At 59.3% G+C, this 25,970-nt stretch carries 22 protein-coding genes and 1 other RNA gene; 2 read left to right on the top strand and 21 right to left on the bottom strand.

Features of this window, described 5'->3' with window-relative positions:
• Positions 1–5: 5 nt before the first annotated feature.
• From Q0216_RS08855 to glf, 18 genes are all read right to left on the bottom strand, one after another.
• Positions 6–323: a heavy metal-binding domain-containing protein gene (locus Q0216_RS08855; protein WP_298594627.1), complete on the bottom strand. Its 318-nt coding sequence runs from the start codon at positions 321–323 to the stop codon at positions 6–8.
• Positions 324–456: 133 nt separating this feature from the next.
• Positions 457–1,116 carry a GyrI-like domain-containing protein gene (locus Q0216_RS08850; RefSeq protein WP_298594625.1) on the bottom strand — a complete coding sequence of 220 codons (660 nt, stop codon included), beginning with the start codon at positions 1,114–1,116 and terminating at the stop codon, positions 457–459.
• Between the two features lie 743 nt (positions 1,117–1,859).
• Positions 1,860–2,232: a transfer-messenger RNA gene (gene ssrA, locus Q0216_RS08845) on the bottom strand.
• Between the two features lie 324 nt (positions 2,233–2,556).
• On the bottom strand, positions 2,557–3,462 hold the full coding sequence (locus Q0216_RS08840; RefSeq protein ID WP_298594623.1) for a DUF4190 domain-containing protein: 906 nt from the start codon (positions 3,460–3,462) through the stop codon (positions 2,557–2,559).
• Between the two features lie 238 nt (positions 3,463–3,700).
• Positions 3,701–4,168, bottom strand: a complete 468-nt coding sequence (locus Q0216_RS08835) for a DUF4190 domain-containing protein (RefSeq protein ID WP_298594621.1) — start codon at positions 4,166–4,168, stop codon at positions 3,701–3,703.
• A 131-nt stretch (positions 4,169–4,299) separates the two neighbouring features.
• Positions 4,300–4,794 carry an SsrA-binding protein SmpB gene (gene smpB, locus Q0216_RS08830; RefSeq protein WP_005505423.1) on the bottom strand — a complete coding sequence of 165 codons (495 nt, stop codon included), beginning with the start codon at positions 4,792–4,794 and terminating at the stop codon, positions 4,300–4,302.
• An 18-nt stretch (positions 4,795–4,812) separates the two neighbouring features.
• Positions 4,813–5,940 carry a peptide chain release factor 2 gene (prfB, locus tag Q0216_RS08825; protein ID WP_298594620.1) on the bottom strand — a complete coding sequence of 376 codons (1,128 nt, stop codon included), beginning with the start codon at positions 5,938–5,940 and terminating at the stop codon, positions 4,813–4,815.
• Positions 5,941–6,153: 213 nt separating this feature from the next.
• Positions 6,154–6,708: a pilus assembly protein TadG-related protein gene (locus Q0216_RS08820; RefSeq protein WP_298594618.1), complete on the bottom strand. Its 555-nt coding sequence runs from the start codon at positions 6,706–6,708 to the stop codon at positions 6,154–6,156.
• Complete coding sequence (locus Q0216_RS08815) at positions 6,695–7,216, bottom strand: pilus assembly protein TadE (RefSeq protein ID WP_298594616.1); 522 nt, start codon at positions 7,214–7,216, stop codon at positions 6,695–6,697. The genes Q0216_RS08820 and Q0216_RS08815 overlap by 14 nt, the downstream gene beginning before the upstream one ends.
• Positions 7,182–7,631 carry a TadE family protein gene (locus Q0216_RS08810; RefSeq protein WP_298594614.1) on the bottom strand — a complete coding sequence of 150 codons (450 nt, stop codon included), beginning with the start codon at positions 7,629–7,631 and terminating at the stop codon, positions 7,182–7,184. Before Q0216_RS08810 ends, Q0216_RS08815 begins: the two co-directional genes overlap by 35 nt.
• Positions 7,631–7,858: a hypothetical protein gene (locus Q0216_RS08805; RefSeq protein ID WP_070676030.1), complete on the bottom strand. Its 228-nt coding sequence runs from the start codon at positions 7,856–7,858 to the stop codon at positions 7,631–7,633. The genes Q0216_RS08810 and Q0216_RS08805 overlap by 1 nt, the downstream gene beginning before the upstream one ends.
• Positions 7,859–7,966: 108 nt before the next feature.
• Positions 7,967–8,899: a type II secretion system F family protein gene (locus Q0216_RS08800; RefSeq protein ID WP_298594612.1), complete on the bottom strand. Its 933-nt coding sequence runs from the start codon at positions 8,897–8,899 to the stop codon at positions 7,967–7,969.
• Positions 8,896–9,750 carry a type II secretion system F family protein gene (locus tag Q0216_RS08795; RefSeq protein WP_298594610.1) on the bottom strand — a complete coding sequence of 285 codons (855 nt, stop codon included), beginning with the start codon at positions 9,748–9,750 and terminating at the stop codon, positions 8,896–8,898. Before Q0216_RS08795 ends, Q0216_RS08800 begins: the two co-directional genes overlap by 4 nt.
• Positions 9,750–11,012 carry a CpaF family protein gene (locus Q0216_RS08790; protein WP_298594609.1) on the bottom strand — a complete coding sequence of 421 codons (1,263 nt, stop codon included), beginning with the start codon at positions 11,010–11,012 and terminating at the stop codon, positions 9,750–9,752. The genes Q0216_RS08795 and Q0216_RS08790 overlap by 1 nt, the downstream gene beginning before the upstream one ends.
• Before the next feature lie 477 nt (positions 11,013–11,489).
• Positions 11,490–12,263, bottom strand: coding sequence for an ABC transporter ATP-binding protein (locus Q0216_RS08785; RefSeq protein ID WP_298594608.1), 774 nt, complete (start codon positions 12,261–12,263; stop codon positions 11,490–11,492).
• Between the two features lie 4 nt (positions 12,264–12,267).
• Positions 12,268–13,149 carry an ABC transporter permease gene (locus tag Q0216_RS08780; protein ID WP_298594606.1) on the bottom strand — a complete coding sequence of 294 codons (882 nt, stop codon included), beginning with the start codon at positions 13,147–13,149 and terminating at the stop codon, positions 12,268–12,270.
• The gene (locus Q0216_RS08775) at positions 13,146–15,152 is read right to left on the bottom strand and encodes a glycosyltransferase (protein WP_298594604.1); all 2,007 of its coding nucleotides are present in this window, start codon (positions 15,150–15,152) and stop codon (positions 13,146–13,148) included. Before Q0216_RS08775 ends, Q0216_RS08780 begins: the two co-directional genes overlap by 4 nt.
• A 2-nt stretch (positions 15,153–15,154) precedes the next feature.
• A complete protein-coding gene (glf, locus tag Q0216_RS08770; RefSeq protein ID WP_298594601.1) occupies positions 15,155–16,342 on the bottom strand; it encodes a UDP-galactopyranose mutase in 1,188 nt (395 codons plus the stop codon).
• Between the two features lie 632 nt (positions 16,343–16,974).
• On the opposite strand from glf, the gene Q0216_RS08765 reads away from it, so the two are divergent.
• Positions 16,975–21,516 carry an FtsK/SpoIIIE domain-containing protein gene (locus Q0216_RS08765; RefSeq protein ID WP_298594599.1) on the top strand — a complete coding sequence of 1,514 codons (4,542 nt, stop codon included), beginning with the start codon at positions 16,975–16,977 and terminating at the stop codon, positions 21,514–21,516.
• Between the two features lie 34 nt (positions 21,517–21,550).
• Here Q0216_RS08765 and Q0216_RS08760 read toward each other — a convergent pair whose 3' ends face one another.
• The gene (locus tag Q0216_RS08760; RefSeq protein ID WP_298594597.1) at positions 21,551–21,991 is read right to left on the bottom strand and encodes an alpha-N-acetylglucosamine transferase; all 441 of its coding nucleotides are present in this window, start codon (positions 21,989–21,991) and stop codon (positions 21,551–21,553) included.
• A gap of 462 nt (positions 21,992–22,453) precedes the next feature.
• Between Q0216_RS08760 and Q0216_RS08755 the strand changes: the two genes are divergently transcribed.
• On the top strand, positions 22,454–22,702 hold the full coding sequence (locus Q0216_RS08755; protein ID WP_005505386.1) for a WhiB family transcriptional regulator: 249 nt from the start codon (positions 22,454–22,456) through the stop codon (positions 22,700–22,702).
• 169 nt (positions 22,703–22,871) lie between these two features.
• Here Q0216_RS08755 and Q0216_RS08750 read toward each other — a convergent pair whose 3' ends face one another.
• Both Q0216_RS08750 and Q0216_RS08745 read right to left on the bottom strand, forming a co-directional pair.
• Positions 22,872–24,446, bottom strand: a complete 1,575-nt coding sequence (locus tag Q0216_RS08750; RefSeq protein ID WP_298594595.1) for a sensor histidine kinase — start codon at positions 24,444–24,446, stop codon at positions 22,872–22,874.
• A 325-nt stretch (positions 24,447–24,771) separates the two neighbouring features.
• Positions 24,772–25,970: P-loop NTPase (locus Q0216_RS08745; protein ID WP_298594593.1), on the bottom strand; the 1,199-nt coding region annotated here is incomplete at its 5' end.

Below are 25,970 nucleotides of genomic sequence, written 5' to 3'. Positions count from 1 at the left end.
GCGGGTCAGAGAATGACCGCGGTGCCCGTCGCGATGGCGGCGAGCATGCCGTTGTCGGTGCCGGCGGTGAAGTAGTCGACCTTCACGCCGACGACCGCATTGGCGCCCATCGCCTCGGCACGGGCGCACATTTCATTGACGGCAGTCTCGGAGGCGCCGCCAATCTCTTCCTCGTACTGGGAGGCGCGGCCACCGAACAAGTTAGCCAGGCTCGCACCGATGTCTTTGAACATGTTGACACCGGAAATCGCCTCGCCGGAGACCATACCGATGTACTCCTTGATGGGTGCACCCTCAACGGTCGGGGTCGTCACAACAAGCATTATTCACTCCAATCATAGAGAGCTAACGTAACAACACTACCTGTCTTCTCGCGCTACGGCTAGTAGGCCACCGGCCGCACGAACACGAAGCTCCTAACACTTCACACTCGCCAGGCTGCCGCTATTCGAACTGTCAGTCTTCACCCGCGAGTTTAATCGGATGACGCACGATGGTCTTCAACTTGTCAGGTGTTACCTTGCGAGCGTCCGACAGATAAACCTCGTGGTAGCGCCGCTCCTCCGACAGGTCGATCTCGTAGCCTTGCTCGCGCGCGAAGGCATCCATGGCTTCGACCGTGGCAGGCTCGTCGTCGTAGCTACCGACGTGCAGACACTGGATGCAGAGCCCCTCGCGTACCCGAAGATACTCCGCAATCGAGCAGTCAATCTTCTTTTTCGCCGTCGCCTCCTCGACCGCCCAGCCGAAGACCTCCCGTGTCACGAAATCGGGTAGACGGATAACGGCAATCCAGTTGAATGCCTCCTTGTGGGCGTAGTCGACCCCCTCCACGGCGTCCTGCCACCAGAAGCCTTCCAAAGGCGGGACGACAAAGTCGGTATAGCCCTCGATCTGACGAGTACCCTTCTTGCTCATTTTGATCGTGTATGAGATGGCATACAGGACCGCGATTGCCTGCTGGTAGGCCCCGCCTTCTTCGTTAGGGTCACCACTTCCACGCACCGCCACGTAGGTAACCGGCGGGACCTCGATAATGCCCGGCCTCTTCTTGGGGGCGTAGAGTTCCTTGTGTTCCTTCTTAAAGTCAAAGGCCATCTTAAAGTCAAGGGCCATGTCAAGCTCCTTCGCTCGCCACAACGGTACCACAAGTGCTATCTGTCACTCTCCTCGCGACCCTATCCGCGCTGCTAAGGGATCCGATTGTTAACTCAATTCACAGGCGTTTCTGCGCGCCTGACGAGCGGTTCCACCATCGTTCCCTGAGGCAGAGCTGCGCATCTGGGCGGGGTAGGGCACGGCGAGCTCATGAGCCGCGACTCGCTCACATACGGGGCTATGCTGCGCGGGCTTGTCGCGGAGGGGCACACCGGCACACCCCAGAACGGACCGCAAATTGGGCATAAAAATACCCGGCAGGGGATGCCGTGGGGCGTCCTGCCGGGTGGTAGAAACCTACCGCGGTTCTTCCTCTTAGAAAATTCTAAGCGATGTTTTACACACTAGGTCCTTTAGGAGGTCCCTTAGGGAACTTTAAATCACTCTCAAGCGTCCTTCTGGCTACAAAAGTGACCAAAAGACCTCCTAAAATTGCACCAAGAATTGATACTGGATCGAAGAACTCCCCACCTCTGGCAAATGAGATAACCACCCAGAACACCGGAACAATAGTGAGAAGAAATCCTAGTGTAAATATACTCTTCGCACGCATTTGACCTCTCCCAGATTAAAGAGCGCAGGACGCGGATGAAGATGTTATCCATCATCCACCGCAAAACCCAGCATTATTGACAAGGGAAAACCCGCTTTCGGGCATAAAAAAGATGCTGGCTTGGATTGTATCCAAACCAGCATCTCAAGGGTGGAGATGCGGGGAATCGAACCCCGGTCCGATGTGGCGTCAACGGGGCTTCTCCGTGCGCAGTTTATGCGAACGCTACTTTTCGGCTCCGGTACTTGCATAAACACATATACCGACGAACCTAGTCACGTAAAAGTCCCGCTAACCCCCGCAACAAGGGCTAGCAGCAGTGGCCTTTTAAGTCGATGCCGGTAACTGAGCCAAAGGCATGCTCAGGCCGACAGACGGCAACTCGCGCTTAGGCAGCGAGTGCGAAGTCAGTGCGCTTAGATTCTGCACTTAATTTTTTGCAGAGGGCGTTAACGAGATAACCCTGCATCCTCGGCACGCTTCACCCATCTCAACTCACATCGTCGAAACCGATCATCCCCGTATGCTTTTATCAAAAAGCCCACCGTCTTCTGAAAGTTTTCCTCGACATACCTTGATGCCGCGGTGCCATTCAAACACGGTAGAGATTCAGTATATCTAAGATGTTTAACGGCGTGCAAGTCCCCCACCCCGCACACGCGGCACACTCACTGACAGAGAATACCTGTGCAGAACCCGGCGAGCGCGCCTCCACCGCACACACCCTCATCAACGGCGGGCACAGCAAACGGGGTGAGGCGCCCCAAATCATCTGGGAGCCTCACCCCGTTCGCGTACGGCGCTGGGTAGCCAAAATTAGGCAGTCAAAATTAGGCGGTCAAAATTTAGTGGCGCGCAGGAACAGTCATGCGGTTGTTCGGGTTGTCACCAATCTGGCAGACCACGTTACCGTGACCGTCATCGGTACCAACCTCAAGGCACTTCTCAGTAGTCTGGAAGAAAGAAATATATACGAAAAGCATGGAAATTGAAATCAGGACGGACACCGCACCGGTGATAATACCGGTCAATGCGAATGCCTTACCCGCGCCAACTTCCTTAGTCTTCTTCAGGGACAGCGCGCCCAGAATGATTGCGGCGATACCCAGCAGAATACCAAACACGAGGAAACCGGTCAGCACAGCCGCAATACCGAGGATCATCGCCGCCAGCGCCATGCCGGGAGCCTTCTTCGTCACGGGAGCCGCATACGGGTAACCCGCGGGCTGGCCGTAACCGTAAGCATCCTGCTGAGGCTGCTGCTGGTAAGAGTTCTGCTGGTAGTTGTAGTCAGCGGGCTGCGCCTGGTAGGAGGCGTCCTGGCCGTAACCGTACTGGTTCTGCTGAGCGGGCTGCGCCTGGTAGGAAGCATCCTGACCGTAACCGTACTGCTGCTGAGCGGGCTGAGCCTGGCCGTAGGTGTTCTGTGCTGCAGCGCCCTGTGCCGAAACGCCCTGTGCAGAAGAACCCTGAGCAGCGTTCTGACCGTAAGTATTCTGAGAAGACTGCGCACCGAACTGACCGTACTGGTTCTGCTGGGGCGCGTTCTGCTGAGCAGTGTTCTGCTGAGTTTGGCCGTAGCTGTTCTGAGCGGATGCGCTCTGACCATAATCCTGGCCGTAAGTATTCTGCGCTGCAGGAGCCTGGCCATAATCCTGACCGTACGAGCTCTGGGCGGAAGAATTAGGCTGCTGAGCAGCGTAGGGGTTCTGCGCGTTCCCCTGGTTGTTTCCGTAGTTATTCTCAGACATCCGTCGTTCTTTCCTTCACAGTTGCAGCGAACAATTTATACTCGCCCAACGCACCATTGCGCGCTGAGTTCGGTTCCATTATATAAATAAGCCATCATTTGAGGCATCTATGAAGTCCAAGATTTCAGAATCAGACCCCAGAATCCACCAATCGGGCAGAATCAGTGCCGAAAAAGAGCAAGGGACCGAATAGTTCAACACTATTCGGTCCCATAACGCTTCAAAGACTCAGCGCGACTTAGCGGCGCAGAGTACGGTACTCATCAGGGTCCAAAGTCTGGGTATGACCATTCACAGTGCACACGTAGTTGCCGTTCGAGTCCTGCACAGCATGCTCAGCACACTCGCTGAGCATACCAATGCCAATCATGCCCAGAATCAGCACAACAACAGCAACAATCATGCCCAGCGCACCGGTGACAATGCCACCAATCGCCATGCCCTTACCGGAAGCGGTACCGTTCTTCACCTTCACCAGCGCAACAATACCCAGCACGATACCCGCCAGGCCAAGAGAAAGTCCACTAAAGATAAAAATACCGGTCAGAACACCCAAAATACCGCAGACCAAGGAGGCGATAGCCAGCCCCGAGCCCGGTTTCGGCTGGTAGCCGGGGTAGCCGCCCTGCATGTTGTATGCGGGTGCCTGCTGCGGTGCGGGAATGAACTCGCCCGGGTTCTGCTGGTAGTTCGGGTTCTCAGACATATGTCTCCTCAAAGAATGAATGGTGCTCGCGGTACGCCACGAAATTTTTAACCATTATACGTGAGGAACCGCGCCCCGCCCCTACCGGCAAGTTCCTAGAGCAACCGTGCACCCCGGCCGTTGCCTCAGCTCTAGCCGAGGTTGCGGTAACGCATCGCGCGGCGCGCCTCCAGGTCATCCTGACGCTCACGCAAAGCCTGACGCTTATCGTACTCACGCTTACCGGTCGCCAAAGCAATCTCAACCTTCGCACGACCATTCGAGAAGTACAGCTTCAACGGAACCACCGTGTAACCGGTCTCCTTCAGCTTCTGCGCCAACTTATTAATCTCAGAACGATGCAGCAGCAACTTACGGCGACGACGAGCCGCATGGTTCGTCCACGTACCGTAACCGTACTCCGCAATATGAATGCCCTCGAGCCACATCTCGTTATCGGTCACCTGGCAGAAACCATCCACAATGGACGCCCCACCATCACGCAGAGACTTCACCTCAGTACCCAACAGAACAATGCCCGCCTCATAAGTATCCACAATGTTGTAGTTGTGGCGAGCCTTCTTATTCTGGGCAATAATCGCGTTATTCGGGTCCTTCTTCGCGTCTTTCTTCTTTTTCTGAGCCATCACTCAATCCTTCATGTCTTAGCTGTCTTCAGCCGCGCGCCCCGAAGCACGCCAGCGAATACCAGCATCAATAAAGGCGTTCAAACCGCCATCCAAAACATTAGAGGTATTACCCTCCTCATAGCCGGTACGCAGATCCTTCACCATCTGGTACGGATGCAGAACATAGGAGCGCATCTGGTCCCCCCAGCTTGCCTTAATGTCACCGGCAAGCTCCTTCTTCTTCGCATCCTCCTGCTCCTTACGCAACAGCAACAGGCGAGACTGCAGCACACGCAAAGCCGCCGCACGGTTCTGCAACTGCGACTTCTCATTCTGCATCGACACCACAATACCGGTCGGCAAGTGAGTCATACGCACCGCCGAATCCGTCGTATTCACCGACTGACCACCCGGGCCCGACGAGCGGAACACATCCACCTTAATCTCAGACTCGGGAATCTCAATAGCATCCGTCTGCTCAATCAGAGGAATCACCTCAACCGCCGCAAACGAGGTCTGGCGGCGGCCCTGATTATCGAACGGCGAAATACGCACCAGGCGGTGAGTACCCGCTTCCACCGACAGGCGGCCAAAAGCGTACGGCGCGTTCACCTCGAAGGTCACCGACTTCAGGCCCGCCTCCTCAGCGTAGGAGGTGTCCAGAACCTTCGTCGGGTAGCCGTTCTTCTCCGCCCAACGCAGGTACATGCGCAGCAGCATCTCCGCGAAATCAGCGGCATCCACGCCACCGGCGCCCGAACGGATCGTCACCACAGCCTCACGCTGATCGTACTCACCCGACAGCAGCACCAGCACCTCAAGCTCCTCCAGCTTGGCGCGGATCTCACCGCACTCACGCTCAGCATCAGCGAGCAGCTCGGCGGCGGTCTCCTCATCCTCCGCTTCGGCAAGCTCCACCATCACCTCAACATCATCAATGCGAGAAGACAGCGAACGCAGACGATTCAGCTCCGACTGCTTATACGACAGTGCGCTCGTCACCTTCTGCGCGTTCTCCACGTCATCCCACAAATCGGGGGCGGCAGCCTGCGCAGACAGGTCCTCAATGGCGCGCTCAATCCCCTCAATATCGCTCACAGCAGCAATAGAGTCGAAGATCGCGCGAAGCTCTTTAATCTCAGCAGAAAAGTCGAAGGATGCCATAGCTTTTAACACTATCGCGAAACGGCCAGAAAGTCCCGCCGTTACAGCCCGCAACAGCCCACAGCGCAGAAGGATGAGGCGGGTAGTGGGCAGAGGTAGAGGGCAGAAGCCGCCCAACGGGCACAAAAACGGGGATAAAAACGAGGGCGCATCCGCTAGCCGTTACACTACCTTGCGGATGCACCCTCGCAGTCTATGGGGCTCACAACGCCACTAATCGCTGGACGGGCCCTGGCTCGTCTTCAAACGCGACGAACCATGAGCGGTCACCTCAATACCATCAGGCACCAGAATCGACAGCAGCGGCGGACGAATACGAGCCGACAGGTACACGTGCACACTGTGATCAGAATCCACGGACACATTATCCAGACGCAACGCATGAAAATCCTGCCCCGGCTGAACCTCAGCCAGGTACGCGCTCGCATACTCCCACGCCGCCGAACCACTCGCTTCCTCCGGAGTGCGCATCGTGCGGGTAATCGAGTTCGCCTGAGCGTCCGCCATATCCTGCAGATGCTGAGTCTGCAGATACGCGCCGGTAATCGCCACCGTCACCGAACCGATGAGCAGAAGCAACGCCAGCATACCCACAATCAACGGGGCAATGCTGCCCTCTTCCGGGCTTGAGGCGGGAGGATCAGAGGCGAGCGCCCGGCCCAGCGCACTGGCTCGAATCTTCATGTTGGCACGAGTCTGCACACGGGTACGAGCCTGCAGGTAGGCAACCGAGAACAGGCGAGCAGGCACAACACTACGAAGCATCATGACCAGACCCCCAACTCGTCGCATGAGAACTCACCGGAATCACGCCGCCACCCATAAACGAAGGCAGCAGCGGCAAGCGCGCCTGAACCGTCACCGTGGCGTACGCCTTCGTACCCGAGATGCACTCCCCCGATGAACAGCTCAACGACACGCTCACATCGGAGGGCTCAACCCCGTAATCCGCGGCAGCATGCACCGCCAGACGCTGAGCCAAATCCGGACCAACCGACGAATCCTGCGGCTGCTCCTGCACATACAGCACCACCTGGGCGCTCGCCGCATGAGCCGCCATCACCGAAGACTGCAAGCTAAAAATCGTCAGAATGCCGTAGAGCACCGGGATGAGCAGAGTAATACCCAAACCCAGGAACTCCACAATGGCGCTACCCTCTTCGGGGCTTTGCTGGCTAGAAAGACGCCGGTCAGACCGGCTCTTCAGGCGTTCCTTCACACGCTGCCGAAGCGAAAAGCCACTAATCACCGGAACGATGCTCCGCATAAATCGCATGCCCCTTCACCTCAATAGAATCCGGAAAACCCCACGGACCCAGCACCGGCAAAGGAGACTTCACCGTCACCTCCAAAGTGCGCACACCCGTAGAATCACTACTCTGACGGTACGAAATATTCTCAGCATACGAAGACGGAAGAGCCCCCTCAATCAGCTGACGGGTACGCTCCATGCCCTCCTGCGGAGTGCGGTCACGCATCGTACCGTAACGTGCCCCAGCCGCCGCAGCATCCACCAACATGGTTCGTGCATACAGGGCGAAAGAAACCTGCAGAATCGCCATGGTCAGCAACACCAACAGCGCACCGACCATGACGAATTCCGTGCTGGCGTCACCGCGCTCGCTATCCTCCACAGAATGTTCCGCGAGCTCAGCGGCAGTCAGCTCAGAAGCGATGCGGGACTTACGCATTACTGGTGAACCAGAGCAATCGCGTCGTTGAACATCTTGGTCAGAGCGGGCTGAGCAATCGCCAGGATAGCGGCAACCAGCACGGCGCTCATCATGGTAATCATGACCCAACCGGGCACGTCGCCGCGCTCGGGGTCATCCTGCTTGTTCTTCAGGCGCAGAGCCAGCACGGATGCGACAGCCAGGGCGATCAGCACGGTAAGGGTGGTGCGGAAACGACGGAACATGATTTTCTCCTTCAATCAAAGGGTGTAGTGTGTGGTTGGTGCGGCGCGCCGGGCAATCAGCCCAGCCCACCACGGCGCGGCCGGTACGGTGTGTACCCGCCGCAAAATCTAAAAGTTCAAACGCATGAGCGACAAGCCCGGGAAGATCGCAAAAATCACGGTCAGCGGCAGGATGAAAAACACCACCGGGGCGAGCATCGCAATCTCCTTCTTACCGGCTGTTTCCATCAGCTCACGCTTAGCGTTATCGCGCACATCCTGAGCCTGCGCACGCAACACATCGGCCAGAGGGGTACCGCGCTCAATCGCAACAGCAATACCCTCAACGAAGCGACTCAACGCCGGAACGCGAGTACGCTCCGAGAACTCCTGCAGCGCGCTCAAGAGCGAAACGCCCGTGCGGGTCTGAGCCAAAATCTCAGAAAACTCACGAGCCAACTCGCCGCGAGAGGTCAAACAGATACGCTCCAAAGCCGCCAGTGCCGACTCGCCCGCCGTCACCGACAGCGCCATCATCTCCGCCAGCGCCGGGAACTCAGCGACCAGCTGCTTCTCACGCTTAGTCACCGCCTCGCCCAGCCACCAGTCACGTGCCAGAAAGCCGCTCAAACCGCTCACCAGCACCAGCACAAGAGCCACCAGGATCGAGAAACGCTCCTGCACCACACCGATAACGGTCAGGGCACTCATGACGGTCACACCGGCAAGAGCCCACAGCAGCTGCTCAGCACGAAACGCACTCACACTCTGCGAAGAACCAGCACGACGCAGACGCTCCTGCACCGAACTATCACTCAGCGACGAGCCGCTCAACGACGAAGACAGCGAACGCAGAAGCGGCGCGCAGAACGCCGAAATCGCCTCCAGCAGGCTCGGCTCGCGGCGCTCCTGCTCCTTCAAGAGCGACTCACGCAAAGTCTCACCGCGCAGCTGCGACGCCACACGATCAGAGAACGAAATACTGCGAGTATTCAGCACCGACGAAAGAATCAGACCCACGCCGGTCGCCAACAGCAGACCAAAAATCAGAGGCAGGTTCACCCGAAAACCCTCCGTTCACGCGGCAACTCACCAATACGCAGCATCAGACGGTACGCCGCCAAAGAAATAGCGGCACCGGCAATCATCAGCATCGCACCGGCAAATGAGTTATAAACCATGCGCGCGGCAGGCTGAGTCGCCATCAGACACAGCACAAACCAGGGCGCCACACAGGAGAGGCGAGCCGCATTCACAGTCCACGACTGACGCGCCAGAAGCTCCGAACGGGTACGCGCATTCTCACGCAGAAAATCACTCAGCGTGCCCAGCAGCTTACCCAGGTCCGAACCGCCCACCTCGCGGGCAATCTTCAAAGCCTCAATGATGGTGTCCGCCACCGGGTCAGAGAGGTACTCCTTCAAACGGTTCAGCGACGGCACGAACTCACCCGATGCACGGTAATCACGCGAAAAATGGGCGAAGGCGTCACGCAGTTCCTCCGGGCCGCGGTAGGACAGCTGAATCAGCGCCTCCGGCAGGGACAAACCGGCTCGAATCGCCGAACGCAGGTGATCCACCGCATCCGGCCACAACTGCCAAATCCGGGCATCCGCCGCGCGGGCACGATGATTCACGACCACACGAGGCGCCACAAAACCACCAATCAGACCCAGCAGACCCAGCGGCAAAAGCTGAGTAACCATCAGCAGCAGAATCGACGCGCCCACACCGCTGACGACACTCACCCACATGAACGTGCGAGGCGTCAGCGAATGCATACCCGCCTTACGCAGCGCCACAACCAGCGCCGGGTCATTACTCGGCTTCGGCGGTTTGCCGTTATCCGGAAAGCAGGAAAGGTAAATCAGGCAGACGCCCAACCCCAAAATCAGACTCAAAAACAGAGGCATTACTGACCCGCCTTCGCCGCCGCCAGCACCTGCTCGGGGCGGTGACCGGCACGAATCCAACGGTCCGGGTTCGGCAGCTCCAACGCCACGCACACCATCCGACCGTCACGGCGCACAAACAGCGGAGACATCTCAATCACGCCGTCCTCAACGCGGCCGCCCAGCATGCTAATCTCTTCAACCTGACGCTGACCGCGCGAATCGCGGCCGCAATGCACCACAATGTCAAAGCAGGACGCCACGGTCGGCACCACGAACGCCGAGGAAATATTCTCGCCCGCCAGCAGCGGCAGGGTGCAAATCTTGGTCACCGCGTCACGCGCCGAGTTCGCGTGAATCGTGCACATACCCGGCAGGCCCGCGTTGAGCGCAATGAGCATATCCAGGGACTCCGCCTCACGCACCTCACCAATGAGGATGCGGTCCGGGCGCATACGCAGAGCTTCCTTGACCAGGCGGCGCAGCTCAATCGCGCCGGTGCCCTCAAGGTTCGGCTGGCGGCACTGCAGACCCACCACATCGCGTAGCGGAACCGCAAGCTCAAAGATTTCTTCGCACGTAATCACGCGCTCACGCGGCGGAATAGATGCCGACAGGCAGTTCAGCATCGTGGTCTTACCAGCTTGGGTTGCACCCGATACGAGGATGTTCATGCCGCTCTCCACCGCCGCGTGCAGCAGGGACGCCGCGCCGGCACTCAGCGAGTTCATTCGTACCAGGTCGGGCAGGCGGCGGGCACGCACCACGAACTTACGGATATTGATGCTCGTGTGCCTGCGAGTAATATCGGGAATCACCGCGTGCAAGCGGGAGCCATCCGGCAGGGATGCATCAACGAACGGGGAGGAAAGGTCCACTCGGCGACCAGAAGGCTTGAGCATGCGCTCCAGCAGGCTATTGATCGCCTCGGCGCTCAGGTGCAGACCGGTCAATTCGCTTTCGCCGTTGCGGGCGATAAAGATTTCGTCGGGAGAGTTGATCCAGATTTCTTCAACGCTCTCATCATCGAGGAACGGCTGAATCACGCCGAAGCCGCAGATTTCATCGTGCAGGCGCTGAATCACGGATTCGCGGTCGCCCAAATCGGGCAGGGAGATGCGGGTGCGCCGCTGTTCGTAATCGTTCAGGTGCTCGTCAATGAGCCCGCGAACGGCGCGCTGGTCCTCGTGCGGGTCCAGGCTGCGGTGGCGCATTGCCTTACGGATATTTTCCTCGAGCAGAGTTAGATGCTCCGCCCGGGTATCCAGTACGGTGTTCTCCATTGAAATAATCCGATGCTGTGTGCGGTGTGGTTGTGTGGAATACGGTGAAGCATTGATACATCAATGCCACCATCACCCTACCCTCTGCGCATCAAATTTATCAAAATGTAATAAAACACCCCTTAATATTTACGAGTATAGTATTTGAGTATTTTTGATGCATAGAATTGCATATACCTTTACCTAATGTGCACTAAAATCCAAAACGCCTAGTCAGCTGTGACTTGCAGAACAGCTGCACGTGCGCCTCCCGAACCGTTTACCGCCGACCACCGCCATCTTGCACTCGGTGCACACGTAACATTTCGTCTTAAAACCCCCGCAACCGCCACTGCTGCCTCCCCCTGCCGCTCCAGCTGAAACGCCAGAACCCTATCGAGCAACAACAACTTCTCAGGCACAACATTCGGGCACAGCAAAGGGGCGTGCACTCCCCCATCGGGAATACACGCCCCATCACCAGCAATCACCTAGCGGTTAGTCGCCGCCACGAATCACCTTCACGGCTTTCTTAATCGGACCGTCAAAACGCAGGTTACCGTGCTCCAGCACCACACCGCGGTCACAAATCTTAGAAACCAAATCCAGGTCATGGCTCACCACGACAAGAGTCTTACCGGCAGAGCACAGCTCCTGAATCTTCGCAATACACTTCTTCTGGAACGGCTCATCGCCCACCGCAAGAATCTCATCCACCAGGAAGATATCCGGGTTCGTATGAACCGCAACCGAGAATGCCAGACGCAGGTACATACCCGAAGAGTAGAACTTCACCTCGGTATCGATAAAGTCGTGAATCTCAGCGAAATCCACAATCGAATCGAAGGAAGCCTCAATCTCCTCCTTGGACATACCCAAAATCGCGCCGTTGAGGTACACGTTATCGCGACCGGTCAGATCAGGGTGGAAACCAGCGCCCACCTCAATCAGACCCGCAATATTGCCGCGAGTGAGAACCTCACCCTCATCGGCGCGCATCACGCCAGAAATCATCTTCAGCAGCGTGGACTTACCCGAGCCGTTCAGACCCAGAAGAGCCACACGCTCACCCTGACGAATATCCAGGCTCACGCCGTTGAGCGCATTGAACTTCTCCGAAAGATCACCCTTGCGGCCCTTAATCAGCCACACAAAAGCTTCCTTCATCGAACGGGTGTGGCGCAGAACGAAGCGCTTCACCAAATTCTCCACGCGAATCACCACGGGAGCGTCCGGGCTCACCGGCGGGAACTCAAGCTTCTTAATATCCACAGAATCAGAGCTCCTGGGCGAAGTTGCCCTCAAACTTACGGAAGAGCAAATCACCAATCAAAACGGTCAGCAGAGAAATACCAATGGCAATCGGAGTCCAGAAGCTGAAGAGATACGGAACCACCTGCGAAGAAGGAAGCGCCAAATCCTCAGGACGGAGCGTCGGATGCCAGAAGCCATAGTGGAACAGCTCCACCGCAACGGTCAGCGGGTTAAGCATGAACACGTTAAACACCCACGGGTACAGGGTGTCACGCACCATGGTCCAGGAGTACAGCACCGGCGAGAACCAGGTAGCCACCATCAGCAGCATGTCCACGATGTTCTCCGAATCGCGGAAGAACACGTTCGCCACACCGAAGATCAGACCCAAACCATAGGACAACAGCATCACGATGAGCATGCCCGCCAGAATCGACCCCAACGCCAGGAAGGTCGGGGACCAACCCACCAAGAAGCAGGCCAACAGCATCACAGCAATCTGAGGCACAAAATGCACCAGAGCCACCCACACCGTCGACAGCGAGAACAGCTCACGCGGCAGGTAAATCTTACGAATCAGCGCGCTGTTAACCACCATGGCGCGAGCACCATTACCAAAACCCTCCGAGAAGAAGTTAATGGCAATCATGCCCGAGAACAGGTACACCGCATAGTTGTGCATACCGCGTTCCAAGCCAAGGAACATACCCATGGCAATGTAGAACACCAGGAACTGCACACCCGGCTTAATGTACGACCACAAAATGCCCAGCACCGAGCCGCGGTAGCGGACCTGGATTTCCTTATCGACCAGCAGTCGAAGCAGGTAGCGGTTCTTCACCGCATCCAGGATGCCGCGCCCACGGCCGGGCGCCTTCAGGGGAACAGACTTCAGATCGTTCATCGGGTCAGCTCAGAATCCGTATGCTCGGCAAAGGTCTTAGCCCACGCATCGTAGGAGGCAACCTCAGCAGCCTTCGAACGGTACTGCTCACGCAGCTTCTCCCAGCCGGTCACCAGCTGAACGTGCAGCTTAGCGGCCTGAGCCAGCTTCGACTTGAGCTGCTCGGGGTCGCGGCGGTACCAGAACAGGCCGGTACCCTCAGCGTTAGTCGCCAGAGCCGAATCGAACTTTGACAGGGTCCACCAGTTCGTCTCACCGTAGTTCAGCTGAATCTGCGGGTGAGCCTTCGCCTCTTCGCTCACCGGCTTGAACAGCTGACGAGCAACAGTCTTCGCGGTCCACGAAGCAAGCTTCTTATAGCCCGGGGACGCGAAGGAACGGCGGCCACGGAACGGAGGCTTCTTCGTCTGGATAGCCGGGAAATCATCCACGTTCGGCTTCACCTGAGACTCCGGGTACTCCTTAGCCATCGCACGAATCACCGGCAGACGCTGCGAGAGCGAGGGGTGCAGGTGATCGGGGCCAGAAAGCAGATCCTCCAGCGCCATCAGGCGGCCAGCCTCGGTGTAGTACTGCATGGACAGGGTGTGCTTGACGTCCAAGAACAGGGACTCCAGTAGCACGCGGCCACCCTTATCGAAGGGCGAGTGCAGCAGCGCCGTAATGAGGCGGTTGCGCTCGTGGTAGTACGCCTGCCAGCCGACGGAGTCATCCTTATCGGTCCAGGACACGTGCCACACACCCGCACCGGGGAAGGACACGGTAGCGAAGCCCGCGGCCTTAGCGCGCAGACCGTACTCAGCGTCATCCCACTTCAGGAACAGGGGCAGAGACAGACCGATTTCCTTAATGACGGTGGTCGGGATGAGGCACATCCACCAGCCGTTGTAGTCCACGTCCACGCGGCGGTGCAGCCACGGGGTGTTACGCAGGTTGTGGTGGCCCAGGTTGTGGCCCATCGCCATGTCTTCGTGCGGCTTAGCGTAGAAGTTACGCCACGGGTCAACAACCTCACCGAACGCGTGCAGGACCGAACGGTCAAACATGTCGAACATGTGCGCACCCACGATGGTGGGTTCCTTGCAGTAGTTCGCGAAGGTCACCATACGCAGGATCGACTCGGGCTCAACGATGACGTCGTCATCGAGCAGCAGCACGTAATCGGAGCCGTTGTTGACAGCCTCGAACATGCCGCGCGAGAAGCCGCCGGAACCACCCAGGTTGCCCTGGTTGATAATGCGGAACTTACCGGAGAGGGGCTTGACGACCTCTTCGAAGTCCTCGTGGTCCTGCACCTTCTGGGTGCCCTGATCCACAATCAGGAACTCGTGCACAGCATCGAAAATCTCGGGGCTCTCACCCAGAGCACGAATGTTGTTAATGCAGTACTCCACCTTGTTCATGGTGGTAATCTGCACGGTCGCCTGGCCAGCCTTCACGTCTGCGCGGGGCTCAATATCGCCCAGCCAGTTCGCTTCAATCAGCTCAAGATCAGTAGTACCAGCCAGGTCGAACCAGTACCAGCCGCCGTCACCGAACGGTGCCAGGGGCAGGGTGAAGGTGTTGGTCTCCTCGCCGGAGAGCAGCTTCGCATCCACGCGCTGAATCACGCCACGGCCATTCGACTTGTACACAATGACCATGCCCTCGCCGCGAGTCTGAACGCTCAGCACGACCTTCTTCAGGTCGGTCCAGCGGCGCCAGTACGAGGCGGGAAACGCGTTGAAGTAGGTGCCGAAAGACAGGCTCTGGCCCGCGTTCACGGTAATGGAGCGGCGGCTGTTCAGGCTGTTCGCGGCATCACGGTTCGCGCTGGCGCTCGACACAGACTGACCGGAGGTGTTCATCGCCTCCGCAATGGAGGTGGAAGCGTCACCATCAATACGGGTGGGCAGCTGAACGCCGGTTGCGACACTCGCGTCCACGTACAGGGGGACGACGTCGGTCTCAACTGCGCTCGGGAAAATAACCCGCTGCAGGTTCTTCAAAGTCTTATCAGCCATGGTTATGCGTCAACACCACCGGACTCGAGCTTCGCACCGTCAGCAAAGTGCGGGCGGATCTTGTTATCGAACATGGACAGTGCAGCACCGATAGCCATGTGCATATCCAGGTACTTGTAGGTGCCCAGGCGGCCGCCGAACAGCACGTTGTTCTCGCCCTTAGCCAGGTCGCGGTACGCCAGCAGCTTCTCACGGTCCACGGAGGTGTTGACCGGGTAGTACGGCTCGTCACCCTTGTTAGCGAAGCGAGAGTACTCGCGCATAATGACGGTTGCGTCCTTGGTGTAGTCACGCTCGGGGTGGAAGTGACGGAACTCGTGGATGCGGGTGAACGGAACATCAGCATCGGGGTAGTTCATCACGGAGCAACCCTGGAAGTCCTCAATCGGCAGGACTTCTTCTTCCAGGTCGATGGTACGCCAGGACAGGTCGCCCTCAGCGTAGTCAAAGTAGCGGTCAACCGGGCCGGTGTAGACCACGGGAATCTGACCCAGAACGTTCTCGCGAGAGTACTGGTGACCGGGCTCGAAGAAGTCAGTGTTCAGGTGCACCTCAATGTTCGGGTGCGCCGCCATACGCTCCAGCCATGCTGCGTAGCCGTCAACAGGCAGACCTTCGTACTTGTCGTTGAAGTAGCGGTTGTCGTAGTTGTAGCGAACCGGCAGGCGGGAAATGATAGATGCCGGCAACTCTTCCGGCGGGGTCTGCCACTGCTTAGCGGTGTAGTGCTTGATGAACGCCTCGTACAGGGGGCGGCCAATCAGGGAGATACCCTTATCGTTCAGGTTCTGCGGGTCGGTGCCAGCCAGCTCGCCAGCCTGCTCAGCGATGAGCGCCTTTGCCTCTGCGGGAGAGTAAGCGGCGTTGAAGAACTGGTTGATGGTACCCAGGTTAATGGGCATGGGGTACACGATGCCGTTGTGGCGGGTGTACACGCGGTGTACGTAGTTGGTGAACTCGGTGAAACGGTTCACGTACTCCCAGACACGCTCGTTGGAGGTGTGGAACAGGTGCGCACCGTAGCGGTGCACCTCAATACCGGTCTGCTTCTCCTTCTCGCTGTATGCGTTACCACCGATGTGGGAACGGCGGTCCAGCAGGGCAACCTTCAGGCCCAGCTCAGTGGCAGCCTGTTCTGCGATGGTCAGACCAAAGAGGCCCGAACCGACTACTACGAGGTCAGCGGTCAATGTTTTCTCCTGTATTATCACGGCGCACCGCCGCTTCTGCGAGGGCGGTATTCACCTACCAGATTGGACACATCCGAGGGTTCTCAGTCGTGCCGCAATCCGCACGGGTGGGCGTAAAAAGCCCCTCCCGTGATGGATATAGTCATAATCTAAGATACCTGTTTATCAAGCACTACGCATACTTATGACGTGCTTTTAGGGGCTTTTGGACTATTGTTCGCGCGCTCTTTCTCTGGGTGAATATTCTTCGCGAACCCCGAGGTCAAGCGGGTCTGAGAAAGTTCTTTCTGCCGCGTATTTTTATGGCCGGCTTTTGGGGAAGGAATTTTATTTACGGGTAAATATTCACCCTGCCATATGTGCTGCGGTCATGTGCCGCCGCGTAGAGCCGCAGATGCAAGAAGACCGGTCGGGGCGGGTTTTTCAAGGCTCTCAGGCGCCACAACACGCGCTGCAAGGAGTGCTGTATCAGCACTTTTTCGGGATGCGCGCCGGTGTATACGAGAGGTAATTGAGGTAGTTTATCCACAGCTTTTTGAAAAATTGGGCGAAAAATTCAAAAAATACGAACATTTTAATTCACATACAGGTAATTTATTGAGCTTTAACGCTTTTTAATGTTCCCTGAGGGTATGACTCTCTTCTTTCTCGACCACCACAACACCACCGACGCGCTCCCCTACCCCCGCGTACTCCGACTCGACGGCGAGGCGGCACCCAACGGAATACAGCTGCACCCCGGCAGCGCGGGTAGCGCACACCAGCAGGCCCTAGAGCAGGCGCTCAACCAAGCCCTGCAACACTGCGCACCCGGCGCACACACCAAGGCACAAGAGGCGACGTTCCAACTACGCCCCGCACAGAATCAGGGCCCCGCCAGCGCCTCCGATGCGCCCAATAACCACATTCCGAACGCACCCGCCGTCAGCCTCCTGCACATTCTGCGCGGACCCGACGCGGGCGCAACCTTCCCCATCAGCCGCGGCCGCACCAGCCTCGGCAGGGCGGCACTAGCTGGCCGTGGAGGAGAACAGCCGCACCATATTCACCTGCAGGACCCCTTCCTCAAGCCGGTGCACGGTAGCTTCTACGCTGACAGCTCCGGCATCCGCTGGATTGAGAAGCACCCCGCCGCAAGCGATGGTAGCGAGAAGGCGCAGGGCGCCGAACCGCGCATCCTGCGCTGGGACGAGCCATTCCGCCTCGGCTCCTCACTCTGCATGCTCACCTCACCTGGCGCCGACGGCGAACGCACCGCTGAGAAGGCAAGCGCCACCAGCGCTACCCCCGGCTCTTTCCCCGATTCCTCCCCCGACGAGCCCGCGCAGACGCTCGCTCCCCTGGGCGATGCCGGAAACCCCTTTGAGCCGGTGACGGTGAACCCTCCCGCCCCGCGTAAGCTCAAGCAGATTCTGCTGAGCGTGTGCCTGCCCATTGTGGTGGGTCTGATTATTGCGCTGGTGACCGGCATGTGGTTCCTTCTGCTGATGTCTGCGGCGTCTTCGCTGCTGATGCTTCTGCATTTCTTTGGCGGTCGGGCGGAGAACCGTGCCGCATCGCAGCAGACTCATCAGGCGGCACTACAGGAGAAGGAACGTGCCCTCACCCTGCCGACCGCGGGCAACCTGGCAATTTCGGGCCCCTCTGCACTGCACGATGCCGCCTACCCGGCTATTGTGCTCGGGTGCGGTCCTCGCCAGCCCTACCTGCGCGGCCGCAACCTGCCGCTGGGCACGCTGGAGAAGCAGGATGCACCCCACTATCTGCCGCTGCCCACCCCGGCTCTCGGTCACTACCTGAAGCTGGAGGAGGCGCATCTGCGCGCCTACCTGGTGCAGCTGGTGGCGGGTTATCCGGGTTCGGTGCACGTTCTGCTGGCTGGCGCTGATAGCGCTGATCAGCAGCGAACCAATCGTCTGGTGCAGACTCTGGCTGTGGTGCCGGGCGTGAGCGTGCATTGTCTGCCGGGCGTGCATCAGGACAAGTATCTGCAGGCCCTGCAGAGCAGCTTGCAGTCGGAGCTTTCCTCATCGGTTCCGCCGCTAATTCTCATGCCACAGCAGGCGAGCGCTACCTACGCGCCACTGCTGACCGCGCTGAATTCTGGGGCACTCGCGCAGTCTTCGCAGTCCCATGCGTTCGCCTCCCCGCGTGAGCAGAAGATGAACGCCCCGGCGCTCTGCGTGCTGGGCAGCGCTGAGGGTGATAGTCCCGCCCCTGCACCCGGTGCGCTTTTTGGTGCCGCCTGGATTGAGTGCACCAGCGAAGGCAGCCACCGTCAGAGCATCCGCTACCGCGCGCAGGGTTATGCCGCGCCTGCAGTGCAGCCCACCGAGGGCGTCTACCAGGTGCATCCTCTAGCGTGTGAGGGTCTGTGCCAGCACGCCGACGGCCTGAGTGTTGAGGCGTTCTGTGCCGCTCTTGAGAACCTGTACCGTGCCGGATGCGAGCAGGAGCAGGGCGCGCTCAGTGAGGCGCAGGTGCACCAGTCGGCGCATCTATTCTCTTCTCTCCAGTTCTCGTCCCTCCAGGCGCAGAACGCACGGCAGAAGAACCGCACCGATGATATGGCGGTGGAGTCCGTTCTGCAGCGCTGGTCCGCTCAACGTTACGCCTCCGATATTCGCTGCTACCTGGGTGTTTCTTCGGGTGGCCCACTGAATATTGGTCTGTCTGAACACGGTCCGCACTGGCTGCTCGGTGGCACGACCGGTGCCGGTAAGTCACAGCTGCTGCGTTCGCTGGTGCTCAGCGCTGCGCTACGTTACCCGCCCGAGCGCCTCGGCCTGATTTTGGTGGATTTCAAGGGCTCGGCGGGTTTGGGTCCTCTTGCTCAGTTGCCGCATGCCCTGAGCGTGTTGAGTAATTTTGATGTGTCCGCGGTGGAGCGTGCGCTCGAATTTTTGCGCGCCGATATTCACCGCCGCGAGGTGGATCTGCAGGCGCTCGGCGTGAACTCCTACCGCGACTACCTGGCGTCCTGCCAGGCGGCGGGTACGACTCCGCGCTACCCCGAGCTGCTGATCGTGGTGGATGAGTTCCGCATGCTCATCGATTCCATGCCGGACGCTATGGCTGAGCTGATGCGCATCGCCACGATTGGTCGTTCGCTGGGTCTGCACCTGGTGTTGGCGACTCAGCGTCCGCAGGGTGCTATTTCGCAGGATATTCGCGCCAATATTGCCACGAGCATTTGCCTGCGCGTGGCGAGCGCGCAGGATTCCTATAACCTGCTGGAGCATGAGTCTGCGGCGTATATTTCGGCGGCGCATCCGGGTGCCGGTTATGTGCGCCTGCCGGATGGCCATTCTCTGCCGTTCCGTGCCCCGCTGGTGGATGCGGTCCCCTCGAGTAGCGATGCCCGTCCGGTGCAGGTGCTGGGTCTTGAGGATGGTGGCTGGCGTGAGCTGACTGCCGCTTCTGCCGCACAGAAGTTGGGCGGCAATGAGGATGAGTTGCTGATTCGTTCGGCGCAGCAGATTCGTGCGCTCTATGAACGCGAGTACGCGCCGAGGAATCACGCATCAAGGAATCAGGTATCGAGGGGTCTCCAGAAGAATGCGGCGGTTCAGGATGAGTATTGCCCGATTCCGCCGGAGCTTCCCGAGAACACCCCGCTGCCCGTGGTGGAGGCGCCGGTGAGCGAACCGGTAGCGTACGGCATTGACCCGGCGGCTACCCCGCAGGAACCCACAGACTCTGGCGTTGCATCCGAGGGGTACCTGCTGGGCGAGCTGGAGATTGCCCGCTACGGTGTGCGCCGCCCGATCAGCTGGTCGGGGCAGCAGGCGCTGGCACTGCTGGCGCAGAGCGCCGAACGAGCCCCGATGCTCTACGGGCTTTTAGCTCAGGCGTTCGCCGCCCGCACGCCGGTTGTTCTGCTGACCTCTGACGGTGCGCTCTACCGTGACCTGGAACCCTACGCCGGTGCCTTTGAGGCGCTCGTGGGTGCGCAGGAACTTTCGCATCTGCGGTTCTGCCTGGAGCAGCTGCGCACCCCGAACATGTGGGGTGCCGAGGATTCTGCCCGTCCGCTCATTGTCGTGGACGGTCTGGACAGTTGGCTGGAGGCGCTGGTTCGCCAACCCGATACGGAGAACCTGCTCTACGACTTGCTCTCGCAGGGGTGCCGTCGCGGATATTCGGTGGTGTTTACCTCCGCATTGAACCCGCGCGGTCGTTTCGCTGCTGCGGCGCATTCTACGCTGTTGAGCCGCCGCTTCCTGGACGCCGACCTGATGCGTTCAACGAGCAAGGACTACCCTACCCCGGCGCAGAGCCACTACTGTGTGGAGGGCGCCATCAATGAGGAGTTGATTGGGGATCAGCCGCTGAGCGCTTCGATTCTTTCGCCCTGCGTTGCGAGTTTCCAGGAGCTGGTTCAGGTTCTGCGGGGTAACGCGGCGAGCGCTTCTAGCGGGTCAACCCCTCGCCCCGGCACTCTTCTGCGGCAGTTCCCCGAGTACTATCGCATGCCCTCGACCGAGTACGTGACCGCCGCCCACGCCGCCTGCAATTCGCAGGGCGCTAAGCTGCTGGTTGCCTTTGACCGCCGACAGATGCCTGTGTGGTTGAGCGCCCCGGCTGGCGCGGTAGTTCCGGTGCAGGGCTCCCGGTCGGCGGGTAAAAGCACCCTGCTGGAGAGCATTGCTCAGCTCAACCCGCAGCTGAGCACCCTCGTCCTTGAGGGTTCTGGCGGCGCTACGGGTGCTGGCGGCGCTACGAGTGCTGGCGGCGCTACGGGTGAGCCGCCGAGCGTGGAGCGTACCCGTGCGCTCCTGGACTCGGTGAAGAACCCCGCGCGCACGCTCGTGTTCGTCGATGACCTGCAGTATCTCTCCCCCGCCGTTCAGCAGCTACTTCTGGAGCGTCGCGGTGAGTTCCGCGCCATGCTGGTCGCCTACACACCGTGGCCGAGGCGCGCCTCCTCGCCCCTGCTGGCTGCGCTCATGGGATGCTCGCGTGCGCTTCTACTCGCGCCCGCGTCCCTGGCGGATGCCGACATGTGCACGGTGACCGCGCTACCGCTGGATCGATTCACGCAGGGCGAGCAGCCCGCCGGTCGTCTCGTGGTGGTGGACGGCGCCTCCGTGTGCGCGGCGCAGGTTCCCCTGGCACCGACCACGGCAGCACGGGCTGTAGTAGCTACGCAGAAGGTACCGGCAGGTGTCTAGAGCGAGCCTTCTAAGGGTTTATGTTCTGGGGGGCTTAGCGGCGTCGGCGGCTGTACTTCTCCGCTTCTTCGCCCGAAGCCTCGGTGACCGCCTCAATATAGCGGCGGCTACTGGGCATGAGCACGAAAATGAAGGCAGCCGCCGCGCAAATAACACCCGCAATCGTGATGAACTGGCCAATGTTCAGGCCGTGAGCACTCACATTTATGATGAGGGTGCTTGCGGTGACCCACAGCGCGCAGAGGGTAATCAGGATCATGGGCAGGCGCGAACCGAAGCGGCCCCGGTAGAAACGCAGGCTGTAGTAGGTCATGCCCGCAGCAATGAGCACCTGGAGCACGCCGCCCACGATCGCCTGGGCGGTAGACATACCGCTGACGATAAAGGGGTAGAGGATACCGCGAATCAGAATGTATGCCGCGAAAATTTCGGTCAGAACGAATGCGTAGATGACGTTGAACGGGCGTGACGGCACGGTGGGCTCCTCATGGGTAGTGTCGGCGGCAGACCGGAGTGTACTCGGTCCGATGTTCTGGTACATTAGCGGGTGGGCGCTCCCCCGTCTCGGGGTGCACCGCCTCGTCATCGGTGCGGCATTTCAGGGGTAGGTACCGCTTTATATTATGCATGAGGCGCCGCTCACCCAGCCGCCCCCGCCTCACCTATGAGACGCGGCTCAGATGAGGCGTGTCAGTATGCGATTTCCCACCCCCTCAATTAGACAAAGGTTTACCTAAGTGATAGATGCCTCAGTGTAATACTGAAGTTTTTAGAGAAAAGTACTTGTCACATCCGCTCCAACATGGGAAAGTTGATAAGTCAATTTTCACCCTAACGTTGGGTGAGCATCCCATCAGCGGATGTATTTGACACGCGCACAGGAAAATAGATGTGTCTTGCCACCGCGTGAGACCGTAAATCATGAAGGAGGTCCACCGTGGATTGGCGTAGTCGTGCAGCTTGTTTGGACAAGGACCCGGAGCTGTTCTTCCCCGTAGGAAACACCGGACCTGCCCTGTTGCAAATTGAAGAGGCCAAGACCGTCTGCCGCTCTTGCGAGGTTGTAGACGTCTGCCTGAAGTGGGCCATCGAGACCGGCCAGGACTCCGGCGTATGGGGTGGCACCAGTGAAGACGAGCGTCGTGCGATGAAGCGTCGCGCAGCTCGTGCCCGCCGTGCATCCTAACTTCCGGAGTATTCAATAGGGCATCAAAAGCGTGGTGCAGTGATTCAATGTCACTGCACCACGCTTTTGCCATATACAGAGTGCTATATACAGAACCTATCTAGACAGCAAACTGCCGCCACCCCGTGCTCGGGGCGGCGGCAGTTCTTTATGTCATACGAGAAGGGGCTTAGACGAGCACCGCGGTGATGACCACGCGGGTACCGGTCGGCTCGTTAGCCTCCCAGCGAATCGAGCCGTTCAGCTCGCTCGCCACCAGGGTACGCACAATCTGCATGCCCAGGCCTTCCTTGCCGGTCACCGGGCGGTAGGCATCCGGGCCGGACTCTTCAATCTTCTTATCGCCCATGCCCTTACCGTCATCGGTAATCACGACGGTGAGGATATTCTCGCCCTCATCGTTGGTACCGCGAATACCCTCGAGGGTCACGGTGCCGGTCTCGCCGTCCAGGCCATGCTCCACGGCGTTCGCGACCACCTCGTTAATGACCAGCGCCAGAGGGGTGGCGAACTGGCTCGGCAGCGCGCCGAAGGAGCCAATCAGCTTGGTGGAAACATGCTGACCGGGGGAAGCGAGCTCAGCGGCAAGGTGGAACTGACGCTCAATCAGCTCATCAAAGTCGACGTTCTGAGTCAGGCCCTGCGAGAGTGCCTCGTGCACGGTAGCAATCGTTGCCACGCGGCGCATCGCCTGCTCCAGGCCCTGACGCGCCTCGTCCGTGGTCATGCGGCGCGACTGCAGGCGCAGCAGAGCGGACACGGTCTGCAGGTTGTTCTTCACGCGGTGGTGAATTTCGCGGATGGTCGCGTCCTTAGTCATGAGCTCCAGCTCGCGGCGGCGCAGCTCGGTCACATCGCGGCAAAGAATCACGGCGCCTTCACGCTCGATGCGGGCACGCTTCTGCGCCAGCAGCGGGATGGATCGCATAGTCACGCGAGCACGAGCAATAACCAATTCGGTGCGCAGGTCACTACGACCAGCCAGGACCAGCTGCAGGGTTTCATCTGCCTGCTCACCGGCAGGAAGCATCGCGCGGGTGACATCGGCAAGGTTTCGCTTTTCGAGGTAGCCGGTCATGCCCATGCGGTTGTACATGGAGTTCGCGTTCGGGGAAGCGACAACCACACGACCGGAGGGGTCGAGCACAATAATGCCGTCAATCACGCGGGGGTTGCCCTGAGTGTTGTTCCCCTGAGCGAGGGGGTCGGGCCACAGGCCGGAGTGCACCATGGAGAGCATGGTGTCAGCAGCGAATTCGTAGACTTCGTCACTGATGGTCGGGTAGCCGCTCGGGGTGGCAATCTTGTGGCTGGTCAGCAGTGCGATGGTGCGGTTATTGCGCACAATGGGTACGAAAGTCACGTGTACGCGCGGGCGGGCGCCAACGCCTTCACCGCTTCCCTCATCGGTGTAGGTGCTGATGTTCTGGTCAATCCAGACGCGGTATGCCTCGTCGCGGATTCCCTCGTCCATCTCGCGCTCAATGATGTCGCGGTGGAAGAGGGTTCGAACGTTGGAAGGGCGCACGTGAGCGATGGCACGGAAACTACTGGTTGCGCTGGGGCCGGAGACGGCATCCGGAGAGCTGCCGTCGGCAACAATGTAGTCGGTGGGGAACCATAAAACCAGGTCGCTCTGGGCAATATCGGAGATGATCTGCCATTCACCCTTGATGAGGTGAATACGTTCAGTATCGCCAGGACCGAAGTCGTAGGCGCTCAGAGTCGCTTCAGTAAAAGACATATGTTTGCGTGCTTCCCATGAGTTCGGGTAGGTTCAACTATTTTACGGTTTGCTCGCCGCAATTCCCATTCAAACGGCAATACGTGGAATAGTTTACAGAGCATTTCTTGAAGCAGGCTTTTATTCCCAAATATGACGCTGTGAGATGAGATAAACCCCTCAATTTTGAGATGAAATATTCGCACTACTCCCCCGCCCTCACTATGCTTGAGACGCAGAAAACCCGACCTGCCGGAGCCCCTGAACGGGACACCCCAACAAGCCGGGTCTTTGAGCAGCGCTAGTTTTATCCGACGAACTTATTTGACGGATTTATCTGCCGGGCTTACGCACCGGGGCGCACCGCGTACATGCCTTCAAGCATCGCCTCCAGGGACTGCACGACCGCGTGGCGAGGTGCAACCTCCAGCAGCGCTTCACCGTTGCGACGCAAACGGTCCATGACCTTACGCTCGTACGGGATCACGCCGGTGAGCGGAACCGACAGGTAGCGCGCCCAGTTATCGCGCATCTTCGCCTCGGGGTTGAACCCAGCGGCTTCGCGGCGGCTGCGGTTGAGCCAGTACTGCACATCCGTTTCGGGGGCGAAAAGATCCGGGCGCGACTGCACCTCGCGGGCGAGGTTGATCAGGCGCGGCAGACCGATGACGTCCGCTTCGCCGAGCGCAATCACGCGGTCGGCGCAGGCGAGCGCGGTGAGGGTCGCGGCGTTACGGCGCGGTGCCGGGCCGTCAAAGGTTAGCTCCTCGTCCACCTCAATAGGGGCGGCAACATCGCAAATGACCAGGTCGTAGCGGTGTTTGAGCCATTCGAGCACTTCGGAGAAGGCGCGGGCGCGAACCTCGGGCCAACGCGAGGAGGAAGTGATGCCGCTCAAGAAGTCGAAGGTGCCGTTTTTGAGGGGCACGCGCTCCATGATGGCGCCGGCTTTCTTCTCGTCGAGCTGGGCACGGTCGGCGTCCGAGCAGAGAATTGCCAGGCCGGAGCCGGTATCCTCGAGCGCCATGAGTGCATCCAGGCTGGGCGCATAGGTATCTGCGTCGATGAGACAGACCTGCTGGCCCTGCTGCGCCGCGAGGGCGGCGAGGTTGAAGGCGATGGTGCTTCGACCGGGCGCACCGTGGGTGCCCCAGACGGTCACAATCTTGCCGAGGCGGTGGCCGGGCTGGTAGCGGGAGGGCGCGGCGGGGTCCTGGTTGATGTCCGGGTGCTGAGGTAGGGTGCCGTCGTTGTTTTCGTTCTGCACGTGCAGGGCGTAGTCGCTGCCGGGTGCGAAGGAGTCGACGATGGCGGCGGCTTGGCTGAGCACGGATTCCTCGTTGCTGGGCACAACGGAGGAGGCTTCTGCCGGGTCGTGCACGCCGGGTGCACCGGATGCATTTGCAGCGGGCGCTGCGGGGTCGATTCCGTAGCTTCCGTAGTCGGTGCCGTAGGGCGTGGCGGTGTTTGAGGCGGTGCCCGCGGCGGGGTCGTAGCCGTAGCCAGCTGAATCGTACCCGGCGGGGCTGTGTCCGCCGTTATCGT

This window comes from uncultured Rothia sp. (assembly GCF_937976295.1).
Taxonomy (GTDB): domain Bacteria; phylum Actinomycetota; class Actinomycetes; order Actinomycetales; family Micrococcaceae; genus Rothia.
The sequence above is the reverse complement of the archived record's forward strand: the minus strand, read 5'-3'. Positions and strand labels throughout refer to the sequence as shown.